This is a genomic window from Novosphingobium endophyticum, assembly GCF_014640675.1.
Taxonomy (GTDB): domain Bacteria; phylum Pseudomonadota; class Alphaproteobacteria; order Sphingomonadales; family Sphingomonadaceae; genus Novosphingobium; species Novosphingobium endophyticum.
The window spans coordinates 182,419-206,368 of the sequence record NZ_BMHK01000004.1 but is presented as its reverse complement, the minus strand read 5'-3'; the positions used below and the strand labels follow the sequence as shown (position 1 = coordinate 206,368).

24 protein-coding genes are annotated in these 23,950 nt (G+C 65.5%); 12 read left to right on the top strand and 12 right to left on the bottom strand.

Going from position 1 to position 23,950, the window contains the following annotated elements; genetic code table 11:
• The first annotated feature begins 196 nt into the window (after positions 1-196).
• Positions 197-595 (top strand): hypothetical protein, encoded by a 399-nt coding sequence (locus tag IEX32_RS04800; RefSeq protein ID WP_188768955.1) that lies wholly within the window; start codon positions 197-199, stop codon positions 593-595.
• Positions 596-620: 25 nt separating this feature from the next.
• Here IEX32_RS04800 and IEX32_RS04795 read toward each other — a convergent pair whose 3' ends face one another.
• Positions 621-1,253 carry an SOS response-associated peptidase family protein gene (locus IEX32_RS04795; protein ID WP_188768953.1) on the bottom strand — a complete coding sequence of 211 codons (633 nt, stop codon included), beginning with the start codon at positions 1,251-1,253 and terminating at the stop codon, positions 621-623.
• 228 nt (positions 1,254-1,481) lie between these two features.
• On the opposite strand from IEX32_RS04795, the gene thiC reads away from it, so the two are divergent.
• From thiC to IEX32_RS04775, 4 genes are all read left to right on the top strand, one after another.
• On the top strand, positions 1,482-3,329 hold the full coding sequence (gene thiC / locus IEX32_RS04790; RefSeq protein ID WP_188768951.1) for a phosphomethylpyrimidine synthase ThiC: 1,848 nt from the start codon (positions 1,482-1,484) through the stop codon (positions 3,327-3,329).
• A complete protein-coding gene (locus tag IEX32_RS04785; protein WP_188768949.1) occupies positions 3,326-3,922 on the top strand; it encodes a DUF2199 domain-containing protein in 597 nt (198 codons plus the stop codon). Before thiC ends, IEX32_RS04785 begins: the two co-directional genes overlap by 4 nt.
• A 110-nt stretch (positions 3,923-4,032) precedes the next feature.
• Entirely contained in the window at positions 4,033-4,365 is a 333-nt protein-coding gene (locus tag IEX32_RS04780; protein WP_188768947.1) for an antibiotic biosynthesis monooxygenase family protein, read from the top strand.
• 354 nt (positions 4,366-4,719) lie between these two features.
• Positions 4,720-6,153 carry an SLC13 family permease gene (locus IEX32_RS04775; protein WP_188768945.1) on the top strand — a complete coding sequence of 478 codons (1,434 nt, stop codon included), beginning with the start codon at positions 4,720-4,722 and terminating at the stop codon, positions 6,151-6,153.
• 209 nt (positions 6,154-6,362) lie between these two features.
• Here the strand turns inward: IEX32_RS04775 and IEX32_RS04770 are convergent, their stop codons facing one another.
• On the bottom strand, positions 6,363-6,590 hold the full coding sequence (locus IEX32_RS04770) for a hypothetical protein (RefSeq protein WP_188768936.1): 228 nt from the start codon (positions 6,588-6,590) through the stop codon (positions 6,363-6,365).
• A 165-nt stretch (positions 6,591-6,755) separates the two neighbouring features.
• Positions 6,756-7,541: a metallophosphoesterase family protein gene (locus IEX32_RS04765; protein ID WP_188768934.1), complete on the bottom strand. Its 786-nt coding sequence runs from the start codon at positions 7,539-7,541 to the stop codon at positions 6,756-6,758.
• A 47-nt stretch (positions 7,542-7,588) separates the two neighbouring features.
• Between IEX32_RS04765 and IEX32_RS04760 the strand changes: the two genes are divergently transcribed.
• Positions 7,589-8,665, top strand: a complete 1,077-nt coding sequence (locus tag IEX32_RS04760; RefSeq protein ID WP_188768932.1) for a M48 family metallopeptidase — start codon at positions 7,589-7,591, stop codon at positions 8,663-8,665.
• Between the two features lie 99 nt (positions 8,666-8,764).
• Here the strand turns inward: IEX32_RS04760 and IEX32_RS04755 are convergent, their stop codons facing one another.
• Together IEX32_RS04755 and panC are read right to left on the bottom strand one after the other, a co-directional pair.
• Positions 8,765-9,535: a CsgG/HfaB family protein gene (locus tag IEX32_RS04755; RefSeq protein ID WP_188768923.1), complete on the bottom strand. Its 771-nt coding sequence runs from the start codon at positions 9,533-9,535 to the stop codon at positions 8,765-8,767.
• A gap of 121 nt (positions 9,536-9,656) precedes the next feature.
• Positions 9,657-10,514, bottom strand: a complete 858-nt coding sequence (gene panC, locus IEX32_RS04750; RefSeq protein ID WP_188768921.1) for a pantoate--beta-alanine ligase — start codon at positions 10,512-10,514, stop codon at positions 9,657-9,659.
• 137 nt (positions 10,515-10,651) lie between these two features.
• Between panC and IEX32_RS04745 the strand changes: the two genes are divergently transcribed.
• Genes IEX32_RS04745 through pgmG form a run of 3 tightly spaced genes read left to right on the top strand, consistent with a single transcriptional unit; the run spans position 10,652 to position 13,151 of the window.
• Positions 10,652-11,461 (top strand): division plane positioning ATPase MipZ, encoded by an 810-nt coding sequence (locus IEX32_RS04745; RefSeq protein ID WP_188769013.1) that lies wholly within the window; start codon positions 10,652-10,654, stop codon positions 11,459-11,461.
• Entirely contained in the window at positions 11,458-11,751 is a 294-nt protein-coding gene (locus IEX32_RS04740; protein ID WP_188768920.1) for a J domain-containing protein, read from the top strand. Before IEX32_RS04745 ends, IEX32_RS04740 begins: the two co-directional genes overlap by 4 nt.
• Entirely contained in the window at positions 11,748-13,151 is a 1,404-nt protein-coding gene (gene pgmG / locus IEX32_RS04735; RefSeq protein ID WP_188768917.1) for a phosphoglucomutase/phosphomannomutase PgmG, read from the top strand. The genes IEX32_RS04740 and pgmG overlap by 4 nt, the downstream gene beginning before the upstream one ends.
• Before the next feature lie 94 nt (positions 13,152-13,245).
• On the opposite strand, the gene IEX32_RS20600 is transcribed toward pgmG, so the two are convergent.
• Both IEX32_RS20600 and IEX32_RS04725 read right to left on the bottom strand, forming a co-directional pair.
• Positions 13,246-14,184 (bottom strand): BON domain-containing protein, encoded by a 939-nt coding sequence (locus IEX32_RS20600; protein ID WP_229736001.1) that lies wholly within the window; start codon positions 14,182-14,184, stop codon positions 13,246-13,248.
• Positions 14,185-14,358: 174 nt separating this feature from the next.
• Entirely contained in the window at positions 14,359-15,630 is a 1,272-nt protein-coding gene (locus IEX32_RS04725; RefSeq protein WP_188768916.1) for an MgtC/SapB family protein, read from the bottom strand.
• A gap of 148 nt (positions 15,631-15,778) precedes the next feature.
• On the opposite strand from IEX32_RS04725, the gene IEX32_RS04720 reads away from it, so the two are divergent.
• Positions 15,779-18,235 carry a ligase-associated DNA damage response DEXH box helicase gene (locus IEX32_RS04720; RefSeq protein ID WP_188769010.1) on the top strand — a complete coding sequence of 819 codons (2,457 nt, stop codon included), beginning with the start codon at positions 15,779-15,781 and terminating at the stop codon, positions 18,233-18,235.
• Positions 18,236-18,323: 88 nt separating this feature from the next.
• Here IEX32_RS04720 and IEX32_RS04715 read toward each other — a convergent pair whose 3' ends face one another.
• From IEX32_RS04715 to IEX32_RS04700, 4 genes are all read right to left on the bottom strand, one after another.
• Positions 18,324-18,758 carry an ExbD/TolR family protein gene (locus IEX32_RS04715; RefSeq protein WP_188768914.1) on the bottom strand — a complete coding sequence of 145 codons (435 nt, stop codon included), beginning with the start codon at positions 18,756-18,758 and terminating at the stop codon, positions 18,324-18,326.
• 29 nt (positions 18,759-18,787) lie between these two features.
• The gene (locus IEX32_RS04710; protein WP_188768912.1) at positions 18,788-19,321 is read right to left on the bottom strand and encodes an ExbD/TolR family protein; all 534 of its coding nucleotides are present in this window, start codon (positions 19,319-19,321) and stop codon (positions 18,788-18,790) included.
• Positions 19,322-19,441: 120 nt separating this feature from the next.
• On the bottom strand, positions 19,442-20,215 hold the full coding sequence (locus tag IEX32_RS04705) for a MotA/TolQ/ExbB proton channel family protein (RefSeq protein WP_188768910.1): 774 nt from the start codon (positions 20,213-20,215) through the stop codon (positions 19,442-19,444).
• A gap of 63 nt (positions 20,216-20,278) precedes the next feature.
• Positions 20,279-20,926: a TonB family protein gene (locus IEX32_RS04700; RefSeq protein ID WP_188768908.1), complete on the bottom strand. Its 648-nt coding sequence runs from the start codon at positions 20,924-20,926 to the stop codon at positions 20,279-20,281.
• 360 nt (positions 20,927-21,286) lie between these two features.
• Between IEX32_RS04700 and IEX32_RS04695 the strand changes: the two genes are divergently transcribed.
• Positions 21,287-22,147, top strand: coding sequence for a hypothetical protein (locus IEX32_RS04695; protein WP_188768906.1), 861 nt, complete (start codon positions 21,287-21,289; stop codon positions 22,145-22,147).
• 89 nt (positions 22,148-22,236) lie between these two features.
• Positions 22,237-23,544: a homoserine dehydrogenase gene (locus IEX32_RS04690; protein ID WP_188768904.1), complete on the top strand. Its 1,308-nt coding sequence runs from the start codon at positions 22,237-22,239 to the stop codon at positions 23,542-23,544.
• A 9-nt stretch (positions 23,545-23,553) separates the two neighbouring features.
• Here IEX32_RS04690 and IEX32_RS04685 read toward each other — a convergent pair whose 3' ends face one another.
• Positions 23,554-23,883, bottom strand: a complete 330-nt coding sequence (locus tag IEX32_RS04685) for a hypothetical protein (protein ID WP_229736000.1) — start codon at positions 23,881-23,883, stop codon at positions 23,554-23,556.
• Positions 23,884-23,950 lie beyond the last annotated feature (67 nt).

Sequence of the window (23,950 nt, the reverse complement as noted above, 5' to 3'; positions counted from 1 at the left end):
GTCCCACTCGTCCATGTGCGCCTCCCAAATAGCGCGCACACAGATTCAGCCTTCGCTCAAATCGTAAAGACCCTTTTTTCCGTTAACCTGAGTTCGGAGCCCTGCGGAACCTTCGGGAAAGAACCGTCTTTACTGTATGTTGCTGCCGGTCCATCCTCCCTGCGGGATCGGCGTTTGGTTTTGGAGGATATCGATAATGCCCGACCTTTCGCTCGCACCTGCCTGGACGGCGCTGTTCCTGGGGGCCTTCGCGCTTTTCGCCGGTATCGGCGAACTGCGGCAGACAGGCCACTGGCGCAAGATGCTGAGTGAAATGGCCACGTCCCCGGCGTTGCAGCTGATCATGGCCCTGCTCGAACTCTTTCTTGGCGCGGCGATCTACATCGTCAATCCCTGGGCCTCGGCGGACTGGCTTTCGAGCGCCATGAGCGTAATGGGCGGGTTGATGATCGTCGAGGCGCTGATCGTCCTTGCCTTTTCGGATGTCTACATCGCCTTCTGGCTGCGCCGTTTCGGACCGCTATCGAGGCTCTGGGCCTGGCTTTCCGTGGTGCTCGGCCTGGTACTGGTGGCGGTGGGGATCGCGCGTTTCTGAAACTGCCGCCGCACGCGTGACGGCTTCAGCCGGCCGGGGAACCGCGCTCGCGCATGAGCGACGACGAATAGGGCACGATCAGCCTGCCCGCCCTGTCCCAGCCGCCGTGGAGCCAGAGGTCCTGCGCGGCGCGGTCGGGCGAGAGAATCACCGGCATCGTGTCGCGGCCGGCGGCGCGGAGCGCGGCATTGGCCTCGCAGGTGAGCAGCGCGAATCCGGGAATCTCGCTGTCCTTCCACACGCCGGCCATGGCGAAGACCGGCTGGTCGGCCAGCGCGAACCAGTGCTGGCTGCGCTTGCCTTCCCTGTCGCGCGTCCGGCCCCATTCCATGAAGGCCGTGCAGGGCACCAGGCAGCGGAATTCGCTGTTGCGCAAATTGCCGATCCAGAACGGGCTGTCGGCGTTGCGCACCGAAAGGATGCCGTGACGCGGCGCGTCGTGGACCGAGGGCGGCGGCGGCACGCCCCATAGTCTCGGCACCATGCGGCTCGGCTGCCTTTCCGAAGGGCGCGGGCCGGCGATCATCTCCCGCCCCGCCGTGATGACCGGCGCGAAGCTGCCCGGCGCAACATGCCCGCCGCGCCACGGATCGTTGCCCGCCTCGGCGCCGAAGGCACGACCCACCGCGCTTGCGGCAACATCCAGGCGATAGAGCATCGGCACGACGCGCAGGTGCCTAGACGGCCCGCCGCTGTCCGTCTATTGTCCGCGCAACCCCGGGGAGGCAGCATCCCACATCGATGTTTCGAATGTGGGACGAAAAAAGCCTGAGAGGTGTGGGTATGCTCCACACGACCCGTCGAACCTGAACCCGTTAGCACGGGCGGAGGGAGTGGACGGCCGCCATCCGGCTCTGCTCCCGAAAGCCCACCCGAAGGAGCGCATATGGCCGACATCAACTCCAAGCTGGAAATCGGCGTAACTACCGGCCCCATCCGTGGGTCCAGGAAGATCTATGTGGGCGAACGCCGCGTCGCCATGCGCGAGATCAGCCTCGAGCCCGGCTCGGGCGAGCCGCCCGTGCGCGTCTATGACACGTCCGGCCCCTACACCGATCCCGACGCGGCGATCGACATTGCCGCCGGCCTGCCCGCGCTGCGCCGTGAGTGGCAGCTCGCGCGCGGCGATGTCGAGGAGTACGAACCGCGCGAGGTGAAGCCGGAAGACAACGGCCAGCTCGGTCCGGACCGTTCGGGCGGTGTGCCTCCCTTCCCAACCGTGCTGCGCCGTCCGCTGCGCGCCAAGGCGGGCAGGAACCTCTCGCAGATGCACTATGCCCGCCGGGGCATCATCACGCCGGAAATGGAATATGTCGCCGAGCGCGAGAATCTCGGCCGTGCGCGCCTCAAGGAATACAAGCGCGACGGTGAGAGCTTCGGCGCCTCCATTCCCGACTACGTGACGCCCGAATTCGTCCGCGACGAAGTGGCGCGCGGCCGGGCGATCATCCCCAGCAACGTCAACCATCCCGAAGCCGAGCCGATGGCGATCGGCCGCAACTTCCTCGTCAAGATCAACGCCAATATCGGCAACTCGGCCGTGGCCTCGGACGTCGCGTCCGAAGTCGACAAGATGGTCTGGTCGATCCGCTGGGGCGCGGATACGGTGATGGACCTCTCGACGGGCCGCAACATCCATGACACGCGCGAATGGATCATCCGCAACAGCCCCGTGCCGATCGGCACCGTGCCGATCTATCAGGCGCTGGAAAAGGTCGGCGGCATTGCCGAAGACCTGACTTGGGAGATCTTCGCCGATACCTTGATCGAACAGGCCGAGCAGGGGGTCGACTATTTCACTATCCACGCCGGCGTGCGTCTGCCCTATGTGCCGCTCGCCGCCAAACGCATGACAGGTATCGTCAGCCGGGGCGGCTCGATTATGGCCAAGTGGTGCCTGGCCCATCACAAGGAATCGTTCCTCTACGAGCGCTTCGACGAGATCACCGAGATCATGAAGGCCTACGACGTTGCCTATTCGCTGGGCGATGGCCTGCGCCCCGGCTCGATTTACGACGCCAACGACGAGGCGCAGTTCGCCGAGCTTTACACCCTGGGCGAGCTGACCAAGCGCGCCTGGGCGCAGGACGTGCAGGTGATGATCGAAGGCCCCGGCCACGTGCCGATGCACAAGATCAAGGAGAACATGGAAAAGCAGCTCGAGGCCTGCGGCGAGGCGCCGTTCTACACCCTCGGGCCGCTCACCACCGACATCGCGCCGGGCTATGACCATATCACCAGCGGCATCGGCGCCGCCCAGATCGGCTGGTACGGCACGGCGATGCTCTGCTACGTCACGCCCAAGGAGCACCTCGGCCTGCCCGACCGCGACGACGTGAAGGTGGGAGTGGTCACCTACAAACTCGCCGCCCATGCCGCCGACCTCGCCAAGGGCCACCCCGCTGCGCAAGTGCGGGACGACGCCCTGAGCAAGGCCCGCTTCGAATTCCGCTGGCGCGACCAGTTCAACCTCTCGCTCGATCCCGACACCGCCGAGCAGTACCACGACCAGACGCTTCCCGCCGAAGGCGCCAAGACCGCGCACTTCTGCTCGATGTGCGGGCCCAAGTTCTGCTCGATGAAGATCAGCCAGGAAGTGCGCGACTTCGCCGCCAAGCAGAATCAGGAAAGCACGGGGTTCATCGCGGCGGAAGAGGCCGAAGCAGGCATGAAGGCGATGAGCGCGGTCTACAAGGAAAAGGGCAACGAGCTTTATCTGCCGGCGGAGGAATGATCCGCTTTTTCCGGCGCAAGGCGAAGGGCGCTCCGCCCGAGACGGGTGGGATTTCGCTGCGGTTGCTGCAGCGTGACTGGCGCTGCACCTGCTGCGGCGAGACGCATCGCGGGCTGATGGACCTTGCCGCCATGGCGCCCGATCCCTGGCCGGAGGAACGCACCTACGAGCCCAACGCGGCCCTTCGGCTCGATAGCAATTTCCTCTCTGAGGATTTCTGCGTGCTGGAAGGCGGGCATTTCATGATCCGCGCAGTCCTCGAAATCCCGGTTCACGGGATCGCCCAGCCGTGGGGCTTCGGCTGCTGGACGTCGCTGTTCCGCGCGAACTTCGACAAGTACCTCGCTGGTTTCGACAGCGGGGACTACGGCGATGAGGTCCTTTGGCCCGGCTGGCTGTGCAACCGCCTGACGGGATATTCCGAAGAAGAGTCGGAAGCACTCGAAGTGCATCCCCGCCCCGATCGCCAGCGACCTCTGCTAATCGTCCGCAGCGAGGACAGCCTCCTTGGCCGCGCCCAGCGCAACGGGGTTACGGCTGACGCGATGCTGGAGCTTTTCTCGGCCTATGGGCATGGGCCAACGGCGCATTGAGGGCGGTTAACCCGCCATCTATTTGAAGCCGGAGCGGGGGCGGACTATCGGAGTCGAGAGTGACAGACTGGTTCCGCCAGAACGTCGAAAGCCTCTGAAAGGAGCAGCCCATGTTCGTCGCCGCCTATTGGTGGAAGGTCCATCTTGGCAAGGAGGAGCAGTTTCGCGCGGCGTGGCGGCGCGGGACGGAACTGATCCGGGAGCGGTACGGCTCGCTCGGTTCGCGGCTTCACTGGGACGAAGACAATGGCCGCTTTATCGGCATGGCCGAATGGCCCGATCGCGAGACGTGGCAGCGGGCCTATGACGCGAAGATGGTCTATGCCGATCAGGAGACGCGCGCGGCCTTTGTCGATGCCATCTGCGAATGGGCGGACGATCCGCTACTGCTGATGGAAGTCACCGACGATCTGCTGGATCGCGATTTGCCCCCGGAAGAATAGAGGCAGGCTTCGAAGCCTGCTGATCCGCTCCGGGCCGATGGCCCCTCGCATCTTCGCTGTTTTTGTGCCTTATACCAAGCTGCAGTGATCCCGGCCTGTGAGGACGGCCAACTGGCGGTTCTCGGCGAGGAACGTCCGAAGGGGCGATGTGGTTCATCGTTCCGAGGGCGTGACGATGTCCGAGGGCCGCCAGTTGGCCGCCCGCAGGGTTGCCAGTCCCGTCCGCTGGACTTCGTCGCAGCGTCACGACGATGAACCACATCGCCGTTTCCGCTGCTCTTTGCCAGCAAACGGGACTGGCAATCCTCATAGGTCGGGATCACTGCAGCTTGGTATTAAGGCCGCCAAACGGGGATGGGAGCGAACACGGGCATGAACTCCAGAAGGATCGGGCTGGTAGCGGGGCTGGTGCTGTTCGGGGCCACGATCGTCCTGCCTCAACCAGCGGGCATGGCGCCGCAGGCCTGGATCGTTGCCGGGCTCGTCGCGCTGATGGCCTGCTGGTGGATGACCGAGGCGATACCGCTGACCGCCACGGCGCTGCTCCCCTTCCTCGTGCTGCCCTTTGCCGGCGTGATGAGCGCCACCGAGACGGCGTCGAGCTACTATTCGCCGATACTCTTCCTGATTCTGGGCGGCGCCTTTCTGGCGCTGGCGATCGAGCGGACCGGCCTGCACCGCAGGCTTGCCCTCGCGCTGCTCGATGGCCTCGGCGCGTCGGGCGGAGCCGGGCGGCTGCTGTTCGCGTTCATGATGGCTGCGGCGATCCTGTCGATGGCGATTTCCAACACCTCGACGGCGCTCATAATGATGCCGATGGCGCTGGCCGTGATCGAAGCGGGAGGCATTCGTGCGGACGAGCGAGAGGGGCTTGCCGGCGCGCTGCCGATGGGGATCGCCTTTGCCGCCTCGATCGGCGGACTGGGAACGATCGTCGGTTCACCGACCAATGCCATCGCGGTGGGCCTGCTGGATTCGATGATCGGCATGCGCATCAGCTTTGCCCAATGGAGTCTGACCGGCGTGCCCGTCGTCCTGGTGGGGATACCGCTGGCGGCCTGGATCATCGCGCGCATGCAGGCGGTGGCGACCCATCCTTTCGACATAGCTTCGGCCCGGAGCGCTATCACCGTCCAGCCCACCTGGACCACGCCCGAGCGCCGCCTCGTCCCGCTGGTGGCCACCGCCTTCGCGCTGTGGATGCTCACGCCGATCATCGCTCCTTGGCTGCCCGCAGGGTCGCTCACCGATGGGACCATCGCCGTCGCGGTCGGGCTGCTGCTCTTCATCGTGCCCGATGGAACCGGCCGGCCGCTGCTGAACTGGGCCGAAGCCGACCGCGCGCCCTGGGGAGTGATCATGATGTTTGGCGGAGGCCTCGCCCTTGCCGAGGGCATGGGGCAATCGGGGCTGGCCGAATGGCTCGGTCAGTCACTGCTGCCGCTGTCTTCCATCCCGCTTCCCGTGGTTGCCCTGGCAATCGTCGCCATGGTCATCGCGATCACCGAATTCGCCAGCAACGTCGCCACGGCGAGCGGGATCATGCCGGTCGTGGCGAGCCTGTCGGTGGCGCTGGGGGCCGATCCCATGCTGCTCGCCATGCCTGCGGCGCTGGCGGCGAGCTGGGGTTTCATGCTGCCGGCGGGAACCGGGCCGAACGCCATAGCCTGGGCCACCGGCCGCATAGAACTGCCGCGCATGATCAAGTCGGGCCTGCTGCTCGACATCGCCGGCGCGCCGCTGATCGTCGGGGTTGTCTGGCTGGTTGTGAAGCTGGGCGGCGGATAGGGCGGACCCCGCGAATGCGCCGGGTGGGGTTCTTCCTCTCCAGAGGTGACTATATACCCCGCAGGGCAATCATCTATCGCGTCGGGCTGCCGTGATGACGATCATCGCGGTTCCGCATTGCCGTGGCAACCGGGGGGTACGGGAGCGCCCGCCGGACAAAAAAATGGCGGCCGGTGGCCGCCATTTTTCCGTAAACTCGATCTGACAGCTCAGTTGCTGTCCGAATCGTCGTTGTCGTCGGTGATGGCGAGGATGCCGCCGACAACCGCCGCAGTGGCGAGAAGGCCGACCGCGATGGTGGTGCCGTTCAGCTTGTTCGACTTCTTGGCCGAAGTCGCCGCCTTGGCAACCGACAGCGACGCGGCTTCATTCGCCAGCGCCGGCGTGGCGATCAGCGACGACACCGCGACCGCGGTAAGCAGTTTCTTCAAACGCATAACCATATGCTCCCTAATTAAACCTTGATTCAACGGCGCGGTAGCATCGCCTCCGCAACCGCACAAGCGGCTTAACGGAATTTAACGCAGGGCGCTGAAGCTTTCGTCGATTCGACATGTGCTATCGGCGAGACGAGTTAAGAAATTATTACAGTGTAACTTCAGTCACGCCGCCGCAGCTTCGAATTGACGCTGTTCCTGCAGTATCCAGCGGTCGCACCCTTCAAATGCCATGGCTGTCAGAATGCCATGGCGATAGGCGCCGGTATCGAGCCCGATCCGGTGCGGAAGTTCAACCACCTCTTCGAATATCGAGTGGCCGTGAACGACTACTTTTTCAAGAGGATCGCCCCAGGAGAGGAATTCCTCCCGGATCCAGCGCAGGTCGCTCGGCCGTTGTTCCGTCAGGGCCACCCCGGGGCGTACGCCGGCATGCACGAAAACGTAATCGCCCTCGATGATCATGTCCTCGAAGGATTCCAGAAACGCGCGGTGGGCGTCGGGAACAGCGGCCTGGAACATGGCGGCCAGTTCGTCGAAATCGGCGGCGGCATAGGCTGCTGGCGTAATTCCGTAGCTGAGAATCGTTTCCGCCCCGCCGATCCGGTGAAACAGCCGGAGCGCCTTCCTGTCCCCGCCGAGCGCGGAGAGGAACACTTCCTCGTGGTTTCCCAGCAGGAAGCGGGTGCCTGGCCGCTGTTCGCGCAGTGCGATGAGGCGTTCGATCACTTGCGCCGAATCGGGGCCGCGATCGACCAGGTCGCCCAGGAATATCAGCTCTCCGGCCGGTCCTCCCCTTGCCTGTTCGTCGGCAAGGATGCGCGCGAGCAACCCATCGAGAAGATCGGCGCGGCCATGGATGTCGCCGATCGCATAAAGCCGCCGTCCTTCGGGAACGGCGGCGGCCATGGCGGAATTTTTCGATCGTCGAGAGAAGAGTTTCGCAATCATCGGTCCGACGGTAGTACTCCCTCATGAACCCTGAGCGTAGGCAAATAGTGAATCGTGACCGGCTTGCAACCGTCAAAAGCTGGATTGAAATCCTGAACGGGTGGGGCATCAGGGCCGGACGGGGGATCGCGGGGCTCTCCGTTCTCGCCGCATTCGTGCTTGCGGCGCCGGCATCGGCGGACGACGCGGTGTTCGAGGCGCTCCGGGACGCGGATGCCGCGATGGCGCGGATCGGCTATCGCCTCGCCACCGCGAACGCGCCGCTCTGCGATCGCCTGGAACCTGGGCTGGGGCTCGTGCTCCATACGCCGGGCCAGTATGCCCGCAAGCTGCGCGGCGAAGCGGTGGGTCACTTCCATTTCGACGGGCCTGTCGGCGTCGAGGTGGTGATCGCGGGGTCGCCCGCGGCATCCTCAGGGATGCAGGCCGACGATACTCTCTTTCGCATCGGCACGGCGCGGTTTGCGCTCACCGATCCCGAGGCCGAAGCGAGTACCGCCGCGCTGATCGCGGTTTCGCGCCAGATTGCCGCCCAGCCCGCGCAGGCGCCGCTGGAGGTCGCCGGGCGCCGCAATGGACAGGATTTTATCCGCCTCGTTACGCCCGTGCCCGCCTGCATGACGCGGTTCGAAGTGGCTATCAGGCAAGAGTTTACAGCGGACGCCGACGGCGAAATGGTGCAGATTAGCAGCCGCTTCTTCGAGGAATATCCGCAGGATCAGGTAGCCGCGGTGATTGCGCATGAACTGGCGCACAACATCCTGCGTCACCGCGAACGGCTGGAGAAGAAGGGTGTCGCATACGGATTGCTTTCCGGGTTCGGCCGCAACGTCCGCTATTTTCGCCAGACCGAGCTGGAGGCAGATATCCTCTCGGTGTCGCTGCTCGCCAATGCCGGGTATGATCCGCAGGCGGCCGTGCGGTTCTGGCGGACCTTCGGTCCGGAACACGCCGGAGGCATATTGCGCAGCCGTTCCCACCCCGCGTGGAACGATCGCCTGGCCACGATCGAGAAGGCCATCGCCGATCTCGGCCCGCAGCGACCGAACCTGCCGGACGTTCTGATGACGCGCGACAGCGATCTGGAAGGTGACTGGCGATCCCTGCTGGTGACAGCGCGCTGAAAGGTCGGTCGCATCTTGCGCCGAAAGGGATCGTGGATTTCCGGCGCCGGGTCTACGGCCCGGAACGCCGTGCGAGACGACGTTCCGGGCCGCCCCCCATCACCGTGCCTGCGGCGCTGCGGCCGCGGCATCGGCGGGCAATCCGCCAAGCTGCGTGACGAGCTTTGTGTAGGCGTCGAGATAGGCGAGCACGATGATCTGGCCGATCTTGGTGTTCTGGTATCCACCCCCGCCGACGCCGCCGAAGGTGTTGCCGCCGAACAGGCCGCCCCCGCCAAAGCTGACATCGGACTTGCGGGCGTAGCCTTCGGTCAGCGCTTCCTCGACCGTGGTGCGCGAATTGACGATCGAGAGCGTCACGTTCGCCTCGCCCTTCTTGATGTTGATACCCCCGGCAATGGCGCCGAAGCCGCGCCCGAACAGGCCGCCGCCGACGCTGCCGAGGACGCCGCCGATGCCGCCGCCGCCGGAGTTGGCGTTGGTGCTGACGATGTCAGGCTGGAGGAAGTAGTCGGCCGCCTTGATCTGGCCCTTGCCGATGTTGGAGCCGGACTGCAGTTCGCCCTGCTCGGCCAGTGCACGCTCCATGGCGCTGCTCTCCAGCGAGCGGCCACGGTTCACGAGCGTGAAGCAGCCCGAACGCTGCACGAAGACTCGCAAGATCGCTTCAGGGCTGCCCAGGTTGAATTCGCGCCACCACTTGCTGTCCGGCTCGATGATGCCGACCGTGCCGAGATGTTTGGTGCAACGGGGGATTTCCTGGGTTCCCTGCTCCTGCTGTTTCCTGGCCGAAGACTTGTCCTGCGCATTTGCAGAAAACGACGAAAGCATGACAGCGAACGCGCCAATCGCGCACAGTACCTTACCCATTGGATTGCTCCCTCCTTCTTGGCCCAAGCGTTGTAGAGCCAATTGCCCATTCAGCGATCGGGGAGGAGTTTAGTCCGAATTTTCCCGGCAACAACCGATGTTTTCTGTAAAATTTCTCACATCATCGGGGGCGGACAGCCATGTTGTCTATCAGTCGGGCCTTGCCGATGCGCGCCGCGACCAGCAGGCGCATGGGCCGGTCGCCCCTTGTCGTCAGCGGCGCGAGGCTTTCCGCGTCGGCGAGCGCGGCATAATCGAGCGCGGCAAAGCCGCCGGCGAGGAGCGCCTGTTCGAGAGCCGCGAGCGATGCGGCGACATCGCCTCCCGATTCGATCGCGGCGATGGCTGTCTTCATGGCCCGAGGCAGGACGGCGGCCTGCTCGCGCTCTTCGCGGCCGAGGTAGGCATTGCGCGAGGACATCGCGAGCCCGTCCGCCTCACGCACGGTGGGCACGCCGATGATCGCGTCCGCGAAGGGCCGGGTGAGGTCGAGATCGCGGGCCATGCGGCGAATCACCGCGAGCTGCTGCCAGTCCTTCTCGCCGAACAGCGCGGTGTCCGGCCGGACCTGGTTGAACAGCTTGCACACGACTGTCGCCACGCCGTCGAAATGGCGGGGGCGCGAGGCGCCGCAGAACCCCTCGCTCACGCCCGACACGGAAATGTTGGTGGCGAAACCGGCCGGGTACATGACGTCGCCCCGGGGAGCCCAGACGAGATCGACGCCCTCGGCCTCCAGCAGGGCGCAGTCGCGTTCGAGCTGGCGCGGATAGGCGTCGAGATCCTCGCCCGCCCCGAACTGCAGCGGATTGACGAAGATCGAGACAACCACACGGGCGGCGCGGCTCCGGGCCTCGCGTACCAGTGTCAGATGGCCTTCATGGAGCGCGCCCATGGTGGGCACCAGCGCGACCGGTCCATCACGGCGCAGGCTCTCGATTGCACGGCGCAGTGGATCAAGGCTGTCTACAGTTTGCATTGCTGATGGCGGCTCCGATATGTTGCGCACGACCGGCGGACGTGCAGGCCTTTAGCCGCGGCGCGCTTTGACCGGCAACGATTTTGAAGTGTGGCGGGGTGATACTCCGCGTCAACAGGGAAAGCGAACAGGGTCTCGTGACAGCGCATCGCATTGTCTTCGCAAACGAAAAGGGCGGTACCGGCAAGTCGACGACCGCCGTTCACGTTGCCATCGGTCTTGCCTATCAGGGCGCCAGGGTTGCCGCGATCGACCTCGATCCGCGCCAGCGCACCCTGTTCCGCTATCTGGAGAACCGGGTGGAAACCGAGCGCAAGCGCGGCATTGCCCTGCCGGGCGCGCGTTTTGCGGTCTACGACGGCGAGGATATCGGGGAACTGGACGCGCTCGCGGAGGAGATCGCGGAAGGCCATGACTTCCTGATCTTCGATACGCCCGGCCGTGACGACGCCTTCGCGCGGCATGTGGCGACGACGGCCGATACATTGGTTACCCCGCTCAACGACAGCTTCGTCGATTTCGACCTCATCGGCCAGGTCGAGGGCGAGACCTTCAAGGTCAAGAAGCTCTCGTTCTATGCCGAGCTGATGTGGGAAACGCGCAAGAAGCGGGGCATGAAGACGATTCAGGAGGGGCGCCGCGAGCTTGACTGGGTGGTCGTGCGCAACCGCGTCCAGCATGTCGAGGCGCGCAACATGCGCCGTCTCGACGGAGCCTTGCAGGAATTGTCCAAGCGCGTTGGCTTCCGGATCGCCAGCGGCCTTTCGGAACGCGTCATCTACCGCGAGCTGTTCCCCTCGGGCCTGACGCTGCTCGACAAGGGGCACCTTGGCGAACTGGGCACCAGCCATCTGGTCGCCCGGCAGGAACTGCGCGGCCTTCTCGCCGGCCTCAAGCTGCCGGTTCCGGCACGCGACCAGCAGCAACTGGAGCTCGCCGCCGGATGAAGTTCATCTTGCTCGCCGTTCTGGCCTGCGTCGTCTGGCGGATGGTCATGGGGCGCTGGCCCTGGCAGGCGCGCAAACGCTCGCCGCAGGCCTTTCCGCGCGCGCAGGCGCAGGCCTTGCTGGGGTTGAGCCAGGGGGCGAGCCGCAAGGAAATCCTCGAGGCGCACCGGCGGGTCATTTCGCGGGTCCATCCGGACCGGGGCGGATCGAACGAGAAAGTCCACGAGGCCAACGCGGCGCGCGACATCCTGCTCGCCGAGCTTCCCGCCGCGATCCCGGAGCGGGAATGAGCCACCGGTTTTACCCGACCATATTGCGCGAATACGACATTCGCGGCGTGATCGGCGAGACGTTGGGGCCCGATGACGCGCGCGCGATCGGCCGCGGTTTCGCCACGGTGCTGCGCCGCGCCGGGGGCAGCAAGGTGGTGGTCGGCTATGACGGCCGCGTCAGCTCGCCGATGCTGGAAGAGGCCCTTGTCGAAGGGCTTGCCGCCAGCGGCGCGGACGTGGTGCGGATCGGCATGGGACCGACGCCGATGCTCTACTATGCCGAGGCTTCGGCACGGGACGTGCAGGGCGGCATACAGATCACCGGCAGCCACAACCCGCCCGATTACAACGGCTTCAAGTTGGTCCTGATGGGCCGGCCGTTCTTCGGCGAGGATATAACCAGGCTCGGCGAGATCGCGGCCGCCGGCGACTGGGAAGAGGGCTCTGGCAGCAGCGAGACGCGTGACGTGCTGGCCGCCTACGTGGACAGGGTGCTGGAGGGACTTGCCGGGTTGCCCGGCGATGCGCTGTCCTCGCTGCGGATCGGCTGGGACGCGGGCAACGGCGCGGCGGGGCCGGCGCTGGAACTGCTGACCTCGAAGCTGCCGGGCGAGCACCATCTGCTTTTTACCGAAGTCGACGGCACTTTTCCGAACCATCATCCCGATCCGACCGAGGAAAGGAACCTTGCCGATCTCAAGGCGCTGGTCGCGCGCGAGGGGCTCGATTTCGGGATCGCCTTCGATGGCGACGCGGACCGGATCGGCGCCGTTGACGGCAAGGGCCGCGTGATCTGGGGCGACCAGTTGCTGACGATCTATGCCGAGGATCTGCTGCGGATGGTTCCCGGCGCCACCGTGATCGGCGACATCAAGGCGTCACGCGCATTGTTCGATGCCATCGCGCGATACGGCGGCAAACCCTTGATGTGGAAGACCGGCCATTCGGTGATGAAGGCGAAGATGCGGGAAACCGGTGCTCCCCTGGCGGGAGAGATGAGCGGACACGTGTTCTTCGCGCACGACTACTACGGTTTTGACGACGCGCTCTACGCTGCGGTCCGGCTGATCGCGGCCTCCGTCCGGCTGGGCAGGTCGATCACCGAACTGCGCGCCGCCATGCCGGACATGCTCAATACGCCCGAGCTGCGTTTTCAGGTCGATGAGAGCCGCAAGTTCGCGGCGATTGACGAGGTCAGGCAGCGCCTGTCGGATGCTGGCGCGCGAGTCGTCGATATCGACGGGGTTCGCGTCACCACCGATGATGGCTGGTGGCTGCTGCGGGCCTCGAACACACAGGACGTGCTGGTTGCCAGGGCCGAGAGCGACACGCCGGAGGGCCTCGAGCGGCTTATGGCGCAGATTGACGAACAGCTGGCGCTTTCGGGGCTCGCGCGCGGAGAACAGATGGGCCATTAGGCCGCATAACGGAGCAACCCCGCTCTTCTTTCGAGCGGGGTTGCTCCGGCCCTCTGTCGCGATTGGCGTCCGGGCTCTTCCCGGTGGCTGGATGTCAGCGCTCCTTCGCGCTCGAACGCGACACGCTCGACGAGGCCTCCTCGCGCGCGCTTCGGTCGGCGGAGAGCATGTTGTAGTCAGCGATGCGCAGGTTGTTCTGCACATGCTTTACACCCGAAATCCGGTCCACGGCGTCCTCGGCTCTGCGCTTGGCCCAGCGGTCGTGGACAGTGCCCTCCAGGATCACTTCGCAATTGCTGACGCTGACCGATATGTTGGTTGCGTCCACCCCGGGATCGTTCGTGAGGTTGTCGTTCGCGTCTTCGCGAATACGCGCATCGGAACGGACATAGTCCGAGGGCCCACGGCCGGAGTGGTCCATTTCCCGGCGCCGGGAAGCATCGTCGTCGCCGAACCAGCTGGCCACCTCGTCCTTGGCGCGGTCCAGGAAACCGCGCCGATGGCCGTAACTGCGCCAAACGTCGTAGTCGCGTTCGTGGCGGTCGGCGTCATCGTCATCGAACCAGCGGCTGAGGTTAAGGCCCGACGCATAAGTGCCGCTTGGCCTCATTCCGCCGGACGCCCCGCCCCTGCCGGCGTACAAGTCCCTGCCGCCGTAGTCCTCGCTGGTGAAGCTGGGATAGGCGCTGCCATAGGTCGTGTCGTAGGCGTGGGGGGCATGCCTTGTGGCACGACTCTGCGGCTGGGTCTCGTGCGTCCGGGGGTAGGCGCGCCCGGAAGGATAGTCAGGGTTCTGGTACAAGTCTGCCTCGTCGCCGCGGTATGTCGGATCATAGCCGCGAGGGCTGCTGCTGGCGGCGGAGGAGCGATGGTCGCGCTCGCGGACATAGTCGTCGTAGGCCGCTTGCTGGTCTGGCTCCCTCCGCGTGGCGCCCGTCCGACGCGGCGCTTCGGTCTGCCACTGTTCAGGCTGCGCGGACGCATCGTGTCCGCCTTGCTGCCGGTTGCGAGAATAGGGGTCACGTTCGTTCATGATCGGCTCCATCGGTTGACGGAAACGAGCGGAAAGGAGCCCAAGAGTTCAGTCAGGGCTCAAGTGTCTTTCCGCCCCCTTCCGTTATCAGTGGAACGCACGCGCGGGAAATTCGCTCCACGGTTAGGCGCAGGTTGCCAATACGCCGCCCCAACCGAAGCGGCGGAGCCAGCCTCAACGCAGGATCAGCATTATCAGGATGACCGGCAGCGCGCAGGCGAGGAGCGGCAGCGTGCCGTGCCTGCCCTTTTGCCATCCGCCGACACTGCTGGCGACGACGGCCTTGAAAGCGGTATTGAGCACGACCGGGATCGCCAGGACAAATCCCGCCGTTTTCGGGGGAAGCACGGCCGGACCGAGGCTGCCTATCGTGATGATCGCCGAATCGACGTCGACCGTCCCAGAGATGGCGAGGACCAGCGCCAGCCCCTGGTCCCCGTAGTGATCGAGAACCCATCGTGCGGCCACGGTCAGGGCCATGACCAGCAGCGTGAGCAGCAGCGCGGGACCGATATCGAACGGATTGCGCACTTCGACGTCGTGGCCGCCCTTTCCGCCGTCTTCCCGCGCCGCCCGGCGCAGGTACCAGACCGTGAGGATAAGGCTGACGATCATTCCGGGCACCACCAGCCGTGCCAGTTCGAACAAGGTGACCGGAGCGAGCACTCCGACCAGCGCCAGCACGCGCACGAACATGACCACCGATGCCGCTGAAATCCCGGCCGCGAGAATCATCGTGCTTTCGGACCCTTCCTTCATCTTGGTGGCGAGCGATGCCGTCACGGCTGTCGAGGAGACAAGCGATCCGGCCGCGGCAGTGGCGATTATGCCTCGGGTCGGACCCAGGATCCTTGCGGCGAAGTAGCCCGCGAACGAGAAGCCCGAGACCAGCACGACCACGAGCCAGAGCTTGCGCGGGTTCCATGCATCATAGGGGCCGAAGGGCTGGTCGGGCAGGAGCGGAAAGATGACGAGCGCGATCAGGGCGAAGCGCGCGATCGACAGAATCTCCTGTTCGTTCAGGCGCCTGACCCAGCCATGGAGCTGCGTGCGCATCGCGAGAAGCAGGACCATGACGACGGCGATGGCGGTTCCAAGCAGCCGTTCTCCGCTGCCGACAAGAAACCCGACGACGAGGGTGATCAGCGCGACGATGCCGGATGTCCCGTCGATCCTTTCGTTCTCACGCGTGGTGCGTTCGTAGCCAAGGAGAATCAGCACGCAGATCGCCACCAGCAATGTCGTCGCCGGCGCGCGGGCACTGTCGTAGAGCACGCCGGCGATGCTTCCGCCGAGGCCGATGAGCGCGAAAGTGCGAATGCCGGCGAAACGCGAGCCCGGCGCCCAGTCGCGCAAGGCCCAGCCGCGCTGGATCCCGACGAGAAGGCCCAGTGCCAGGCCCATGGCGCCGGCGATCAGATGGTCAGTGGTTGCAACGGTAATCATGGCCCCCGGCACCAGTTGCGCGCATTCATCGGGGATTGCACGGCACGTCGCAAGCGGGCTTTGCGTTGTCGCAGCCGCTTTGCGATGTTTTTCCGCGGCGAAACGCTATGTTGCGGGTTCGATGGCTGATCCCGATGCCCTTCCCGAGATGACTGGCGACGCTTCGGTTCCCGCCGAGATCGAAGGCTGGTTCGCCGCGCGCGGCTGGCGCGTGCGGCGTCATCAGGAGCAGATGCTGGCCGCGGCGGACCGGGGGCGGCATGCACTGCTGGTCGCCGACACCGGCGCGGGCAAGACGCTTGCCGGGTTCCTGCCGACACTGGCGGCGTTCTGCCCCTCGCGCCTCGGGCAGGCCACACCTCCCGAAGGTCTGCACACGCTCTATGTCTCGCCGCTCAAGGCGCTTGCCCATGACGTTCAGCGCAACCTGATCGCGCCGGTCGAGGAGATCGGGCTACCGATCCGCGTCGAGACGCGCAGCGGGGATACGCCGTCCGACCGCAAGGCCCGCCAGCGCGCGCGGCCGCCGCATGTGCTGCTGACGACGCCCGAATCGCTTTCGCTCCTGCTTAGCTATCCGGAGGCGCCCGAGCTGTTCCGGACGCTGCGGCGGGTGGTGATCGACGAGGTCCATGCCTTCGCGACCGGCAAGCGCGGCGACCTGCTGGCGCTGTCGCTGTCGCGTCTCCAGGCACTGGCGCCGGAGATGCGGCGCGCCGCGCTTTCGGCGACGCTGGCGGAGCCCGATTCCTATCGCGGCTGGCTCGCGCCCTGGGGGGAGATCGATTCGGTCGAACTGGTGCAGGGCGAGGCCGGTGCCGATCCCGAGGTCTCGATCCTCCTGCCGCGCGACGAAAGCGTGCCCTGGAGCGGTCATGCCGCGACTTGGGCGATCGACCAGCTATACGGGCGGATCCGCGCGCACCGCACCACGCTGGTCTTCACCAACACCCGTTTCCTCGCCGAATACATATTCCGGTGCCTGTGGGATGCCAACGAGGACAAGCTGTCCATCGGCATCCACCATGGCTCACTATCGAAAGAGGCGCGACGCAAGGTGGAAGGCGCCATGGCGCGCGGCGAGCTGCGGGCGCTGGTCTGTACCGCGAGCCTCGACCTCGGGGTCGACTGGGGCGACATCGACCTTGTGGTGCAGATGGGCGCGCCCAAGGGCTCCTCGCGCCTGCTGCAGCGCATAGGGCGCGCCAACCACCGCCTTGATTCCCCCAGCAAAGCCCTGCTCGTGCCGGGCAACCGTTTCGAGTTCTTCGAGGCCTTCGCCGCCTGCGAAGCCGTGCGCGAAGGGCAGCGCGATGGTGAAGCCTTCCGCCCCGGCGGGCTCGACGTTCTCGCGCAGCACGTGATGGCGCGGGCCTGCGCCGGCCCGTTTCGAGAGACGGATTTTCTGGCGGAGGTGCGCTCGTCGCTTGCCTATGCCTGGGTCGACGATGCGATCTTCGCCCGCGTGCTCGATTTCGTGGCGACGGGCGGATACGCGCTGCGCTCCTACGACCGCTTCCGCCGGATCGTGAAGGAACGCGATGGCACCTGGCGGCTGACCCATCCCGAACACGCCGCGCGCCACCGCCTCAATGCCGGGATCATCGTCGATGCAGAAATGCTCGATGTGCGGTTCCGCAACGGACGTTCGCTGGGCAAGGTGGAGGAGGGCTTCGGAGCGAGCCTCAAGCCGGGCGACACGTTCCGGTTCGCCGGGATGGACCTGGAGGTCGAAGCGCTGAGAGACCTCGAACTGGTCGTGCGGGCGGCGAGACGCTCGGCGACGATCCCGAGCTACATGGGCCAGCGCATGCCGATCTCGACGCATCTGGCCGATCGCGTCCGCGCCATGCTGTCGGACCGGGCGGGCTGGGCACGCTTTCCGGACGACGTGCGCGAATGGCTCGAAGTTCAGGCCTCGCGCTCGCACCTGCCTTCGCCGGGCCGTCTGCTGGTGGAGAGCTTCCCGCACGAGAAGCTCGCCTATACGACCTATTACACGTTCGAGGGCTGGCCCGCGAACCAGTCGCTGGGAATGCTTGTAACGCGGCGCATGGAGGATCGCGGGCTGGGGCCGCTCGGCTTCGTGGCGACGGATTACGCGCTTTCGGTCTGGGGGCTGAAGCCGGTCGAGGAGCCGGCCGCGCTGCTCTCGCCCGACATCCTCACGCACGAATTCGTGGACTGGGTGCAGCAATCCTACCTGCTGCGCCGGGCCTTTCGCGAAGTGGCGGTGATTTCCGGACTGGTCGAGCGCCAGCATCCGGGCAAGCGCAAGTCCGGGCGACAGGTCACGTTCTCGACTGACCTGATCTACGACGTCCTGTGCAAGTACGAGCCCGATCACCTGCTGATCGAGGCCGCCTGGGCCGACGCCCGCGCGCGCATGACCGACGTGGCGCGCGTCGCCGATGTGCTCGACCGCGCGGCGAAAGAGATCGATCACGTCCGGCTCGACCGGATAAGTCCGCTGTCGGTGCCGGTCCTGTCGATGATCGGCCGAGAGAGCCTGCCTTCCGGCGCGGCCGACGACGAACTTCTCCACGAAGCGGAGAGTCTCGCTTCGCTGGCGATGCGGGTTGACCCACCGGCGGACGGGGGATGAGGGGTGCCCGCCATGCGAGCAGCCAACGAAAAAGGGGCGGATTTCTCCGCCCCTTCCGTGATCCTGACGGATCCGTTCCGTTTCCGGCTTACTTGCCGAATTCCGAGTACTGCTCGTTTCCGACGAAGCCGAACTTGGTGACCTGCGAGGCCTTGATGACCTGCAGCACCTTGGCCGAGAGTTCGTAGCTGGCCTGCGGTTCCGGCTGGTACTGCAGTTCCGGCTCGGGATCGATCCTGGTGGTTTCCGCTAGGAGACGCTGCAGCATCTGGCCATCGATCGCGTTGCCGTTCCACATGATCTTGTCGTCAAAGGTGATGACGATCTTGTTGCGGATCGGGTCGACCGGTGGCGGGGTCGAGTCCGGTGGGGTCGCCACCGGAAGATCGATGTCGATCGAGTGGGTCGCAACCGGAATGGTGATGATGAACATGATGAGGAGCACGAGCATGACGTCGATAAGCGGCGTCGTGTTCATCTCCATCATCGGCGAGCCATCATCGCTGCCGCCTGACATTGCCATGGAATGTTACTCCTGTTCCTGTACGAACGTCAGGCGTTCGGGTCGACCGGGTTCGAAATGAAGCCGACGGTCGGGTAGCCCGAGATCTGGACGTTGTAGATCGCACCGGCAATGCAACGCCACGGAGCGTTGACGTCACCGCGGATGTGGACCTGCGGAATGAGCTCCGGATTGTTCATCAATGCTTCCGGACCTCCCTCACGCTTCACGATTGCGTCGAGCCGCTTGAAGGCACGGTCGCGCAGTTCTTCCGACGTGACCGGCGTGATGTTGTTGAAATAGACGCGGCAGTCGCCGTTGCGCGACGCGCCCTCGAAGCCGGGGTCACCGGCGTCGCGACCGCCATTGTCGGTCGTCGAAACGGTCAGGAGAAGGTTCTCCACCTTGTCCTTCGATTCGACGGAAACGATGATCGGAAGGCGCAGCTTTTCGATCGTCTGGATCGCGACCGGAACCGCGATCAGGAAGATGATCAGAAGCACCAGCATGACGTCGACGAGCGGCGTCGTGTTGATGTCGGACATCGGTGTGTCTTCACCGCCTCCGCCCATGGATATCGCCATAGTCTTATCCTAAATCCTTGCGTTTACCCTGGGAGGGCGACGGACACGCATGCATCGTTCCGCCGCCCTGAACCTGGCGGACGCGGCAGACAGCCAGAGGCTCGCCGCGTCCCTTGCGCATTACGGCTTGGCGGGAGCGGCGGCCGGCCTGGCCGGAGCGGCCGCGGGCTTGGCGGACCCCGTGGCGATGGCAGGCTTGACGGCGCCGCCCGAAGCGATGTTGGCGAGCACGTCGGTCGAGAAGCCGGTCAGCATTTCGGCGATGCGCTTGTTGCGGCTCTGCAGGTAGTTGTAGGCAAGCACGGCCGGAACCGCGACGAGCAGACCGAGCGCGGTCATGATCAGGGCTTCACCGACCGGACCGGCGACCTTGTCGATCGAGGCCGAACCGGCGATGCCGATGGCGATCAGGGCGCGGTAGATGCCGACGACGGTACCGAACAGACCGATGAACGGAGCGGTCGCGCCGACAGTGGCGAGGAACGGAAGGCCGGTAGCCAGCTTGGCGTTGATGGTCGCTTCCGAACGGGCGAGCGAGCCGTGCAGCCAGTCGTGGGATTCGGTCGGATCCTTCAGCTTCGCAGCTTCTTCCTCAGCCTTCACGCCGTCATCGACGATCTGGCGCCAGGCGCTGTTCTTCTCGAGCTTGGTGGCGCCTTCCTTGAGGGTCGGGGCCTTCCAGAACGAGGTGCGGACGGCGTTGAACTGGCGCAGGATCTTCGACTGTTCGAACCACTTTGTGAAAAGGATGTAGAACGAGCCGAACGACATGACGCCAAGGATGATCACGGTCGCATAGGCAATGAAACCACCCTGTTCGAGGGCTTCGGCAAAGCCGAACTTGTTCTGGGGCGCGGCTTCACCCGCAGCGGCAAGGATATCAACGATAAGCATGCGAATTACCTCTCAAGAAGAATGCAGGATTGGGCCTGGACCGGCGGGTCCGGCGTTTCACCATTAGTTAAGTCGGTACACGATCGCCGTCGAATAGGTGTCCGTGGTCGGATTGCCGGCGGTGTCCAGCGCCGGATTGAAGCGGGCGTAACGGGTCATGCCGTCACACGCTGCCTCGTCCAGGTCCGGGCTGCCGCTCGAGCTGGTCACGCTGCACGAGGACACGCGCCCGTCGGTATTGATCGAAACGCGTACACCGACGCGGCCCTCACGCTCTTCACGAGCGGCGCGGGTCGGATAGTTGGACTGGATACGGCCCGCCCAGCTGTTCATGCCCCGCGGCGTGGCGCCTTTCGCCTTGGACGGCGGCGGCGGCGGCGGGGGGGCCGCGGTCTGGATCACCACCGGTGGCGGCGGCGGGGCCTCGCGCACCACCGTTACCGGCGGCGGGGCCGGGGCGATGTTGATCGGCGGCGGCGGCGCCACGATGGGCGGCGGCGGCGCTTCCTGCTTGGGAGGTGGCGGCGGCGGCTCTTCCTCCTTGGGTTTCTCTTCCTTGATGTCCACGGTGGTCACCTTGGTGATGACCTTCTTCGCCGCCTCGTAGGCGAGACCCGTGACTAGTGCATAGCCGACGAGCACGTGGATCAACGCGACAATGACAAGCGCAGCAATCTTGTTGCCGCTCATTTGCTGGTCAGCGTAAGCCATTCAGACGCATCACTCCATTACCAAGCCCCGGACAAGTCCACCTGGACAAGTCCAAGGGCGCCCATGGTCTCCGCAATCGCCAAGACCATGACGAAACTTAATTTTTCCACCCTGACGGCTGACAGCCCACAGCTCCGTACACAAGGGAAACGGGAGGTTGCGGACCGCGGGGCATATTATGTTTTTGCCCCATTTTGCGAGCTTCCTTAGCGTTGAAGCCCCCCCTGCGCAACGCCTTATCGGCTCGCCGGGGGTTAACCATTGATTCAGGACCGTTCTGGCGAATTCCGGTACAGCGGTTTTGAGCCTCCGGGTCAATGCGCTTATAGGAACCGGCAGCCCCACGGAGATCGTTCTCAAATGCCTTTGAAAATGCGCCGTCTCGCCACGATCGTCGCCGTTGCCGGTTTGGCCATGCAGCCGTTGTCGGCCGTTGCGCAGGACCCGACCCCGGCGCGGACCGGAATTAGTTATACTTATGCAGACATCGCGGATCTGGCTGATTCTGCAGGTCTCGTTGTCCATGCGCAGGTGCGCAGGATAGCGCGCGTCGCCGATGAGCGGGCTCCGGGGCTGAAGCCGGGCACCGCGCGCTTCTATATCGAAGCGCGGACAAAGGCCCTGCTGGCCGGCCAGGCGCCGCTCGGAGATTCGATAGCCTATCTCGTGGATCTTCCGCTCGACGCGCGGGGCAAGGCTCCCAAGCTCAAGAAGGCGGACGTTCTGCTCTTCGCGCGCGCGGTGCCGGGCCGTCCGGGAGAGATCCAGCTTGTCTCGCCGGGCGCGCAGCAGCTCTGGACGCCGGAACTCGACGCCCGCGTGAGGCGCGTGCTCGAGGCGCTGGTCGCGCCGGATGCCCCCGCGCGCATTACCGGCGTGCGCGAACTGCTCCATGTCCCCGGCACGCTTGCGGGGCAGGGCGAGACCCAGATTTTCCTCACCACGGCGGACGGCTCCGCCGCGTCGATTACCGTGCGTCACGAACCGGGCAGGCCGCCGGTCTGGGGCGTCTCGTTCTCGGAACTGGTCGCCGACGTCGGCCATCCGCCCCGGAAGGACACGCTGGAATGGTATCGCCTGGCGTGTTTCCTGCCCAACACTCTGCCGCCGGGGGCGAATGTTTCGGAAGCCTTTGGAGCGCGGCGTCAGGCCGAATCGGACTATCGCATGGTGCTGGGCGAGCTCGGGCCCTGCAACCGGACACTGGCTCCGCGCCGCTGAAAGCCGGATCGCGGCCCACGGCGCGCTTCGGGAAGGTACTGGCAATTCGGCGCCGGCTCGCCTAGGGCGCGCTCCCGAAAGGGAAGTCCATGGTTGAACCGCTCAATATCGCGCTCGCAGGCCTAGGTACCGTCGGTACCGGCGTCGTCCGTCTCATCGAGACCAATGCGGAGCTGATCGCCCGCCGCGCGGGCCGCCCGATTCGCATTGCCGCGGTCAGCGCGCGCGATCGCACCAAGGACCGCGGCTTCGATCTGTCGCGCTATACCTGGGAAGACGACCCTTCCGTTCTGGCATCGCGCGAGGATGTGGACGTCGTCGTCGAGCTGGTGGGCGGTTCGGACGGGCCGGCCCTGGCGCTGGCGCGCAAGGCCATCGCGGGCGGGAAGGGGCTGGTCACCGCCAACAAGGCGATGATCGCGCACCATGGCCTCGAACTGGCCGCCGCGGCGGAGGAAGCAGGCGTACCGCTCAAGTTCGAGGCGGCCGTCGCCGGCGGCATCCCGGTCATCAAGGGACTGAGCGAGGGCGCCGCCGCCAACGCGATCGAGCGCGTCTATGGCATCCTCAACGGTACCTGCAATTACATCCTCTCCACTATGGAGGATACCGGCCGCGACTTTGCCGATGTCCTCCAGGACGCGCAGCGTCTGGGCTATGCGGAGGCCGACCCGACTTTCGACATCGAGGGTATCGACGCCGCGCACAAGTTGGCGATCCTCGCGGCGATCGCCTTCGGCGCGCGCCTGCGCTTCGATGCCGTCGAGACCATGGGCGTCTCGCCGGTCAAGGCGGCCGACATCGAACAGGCCCGCGCGCTCGGCTACGTCATCCGTCTTATCGGCATGGCCGAGATCGACCGCTCGAACGGCGTCACCGGCCTGTTCCAGCGGGTCCGTCCGCATCTCGTACCTTTCGGCCATCCGCTGGCCCATGTCGACGGCGCGACCAACGCGGTCGTCGCCGAAGGCAACTTCATGGGCCGGCTGCTGTTCCAGGGCGCGGGCGCGGGGGACGGCCCGACCGCAAGCGCGGTCGTGGCCGACATCATCGACATCGCCCGCGGCGAAAAGCGCGCGGCCTTCTCGATGCCTGCCGGCGAACTGGAGGCGATCGAGCCGGCGCCGACCGGCCACCGGCTCAGCCGCTCGTACATCCGCTTCACCGTTCACGACCGTCCGGGCGTCCTCGCCGAGATCACCGCCGCCATGCGCGATGCCGGTGTTTCGATCGAAAGTCTGATCCAGAAGGGCAGCGAGGAGGAAGGCGGCGAGGTCATCATCGCCGCCGTGACGCACGAGGGACCGGAATCGGCCGTGACAGAGGCCATGCGCATTCTCGACGGTTCGGACAGCCTGGTCGCGCCGCCGCTCGTGATGCAGATCATCGCGGACTGAAGCGCGCGATCAGTCCGCGCGCATTTCGCCCCTGGCGATCCTGTCGGCGTCGGATCCTTCCGGCGCCTCGGGGATCGATGACAGATCGATCATGTAGGGCACGGTCACCGCGCCGAAGCCCATCGTCGCCTTGCCCCTGAAGATGCCGCCGCCCGCGACGTCGGGGGCGTGAAGCCGGCCGTCGTCGAGCGCCTGCCTCGATTCCGGGTCGCTTTCGCCGGTCGAGGGCATGCGGAACTCGTCCGGCCTCTGCGCGCATACGACGATGTCGCCGCGACGTTCCGGCTCGGCGCAGCGTTTTGTAATCTCGTCGGGCGTCAGACGCCCGAGGGACATCATTCTTTCGGCAATCTCCCGGTCTTCGTCGCTGACCTGTGCAATCGCAGGGGCGGGGGCCGTCGCGGCA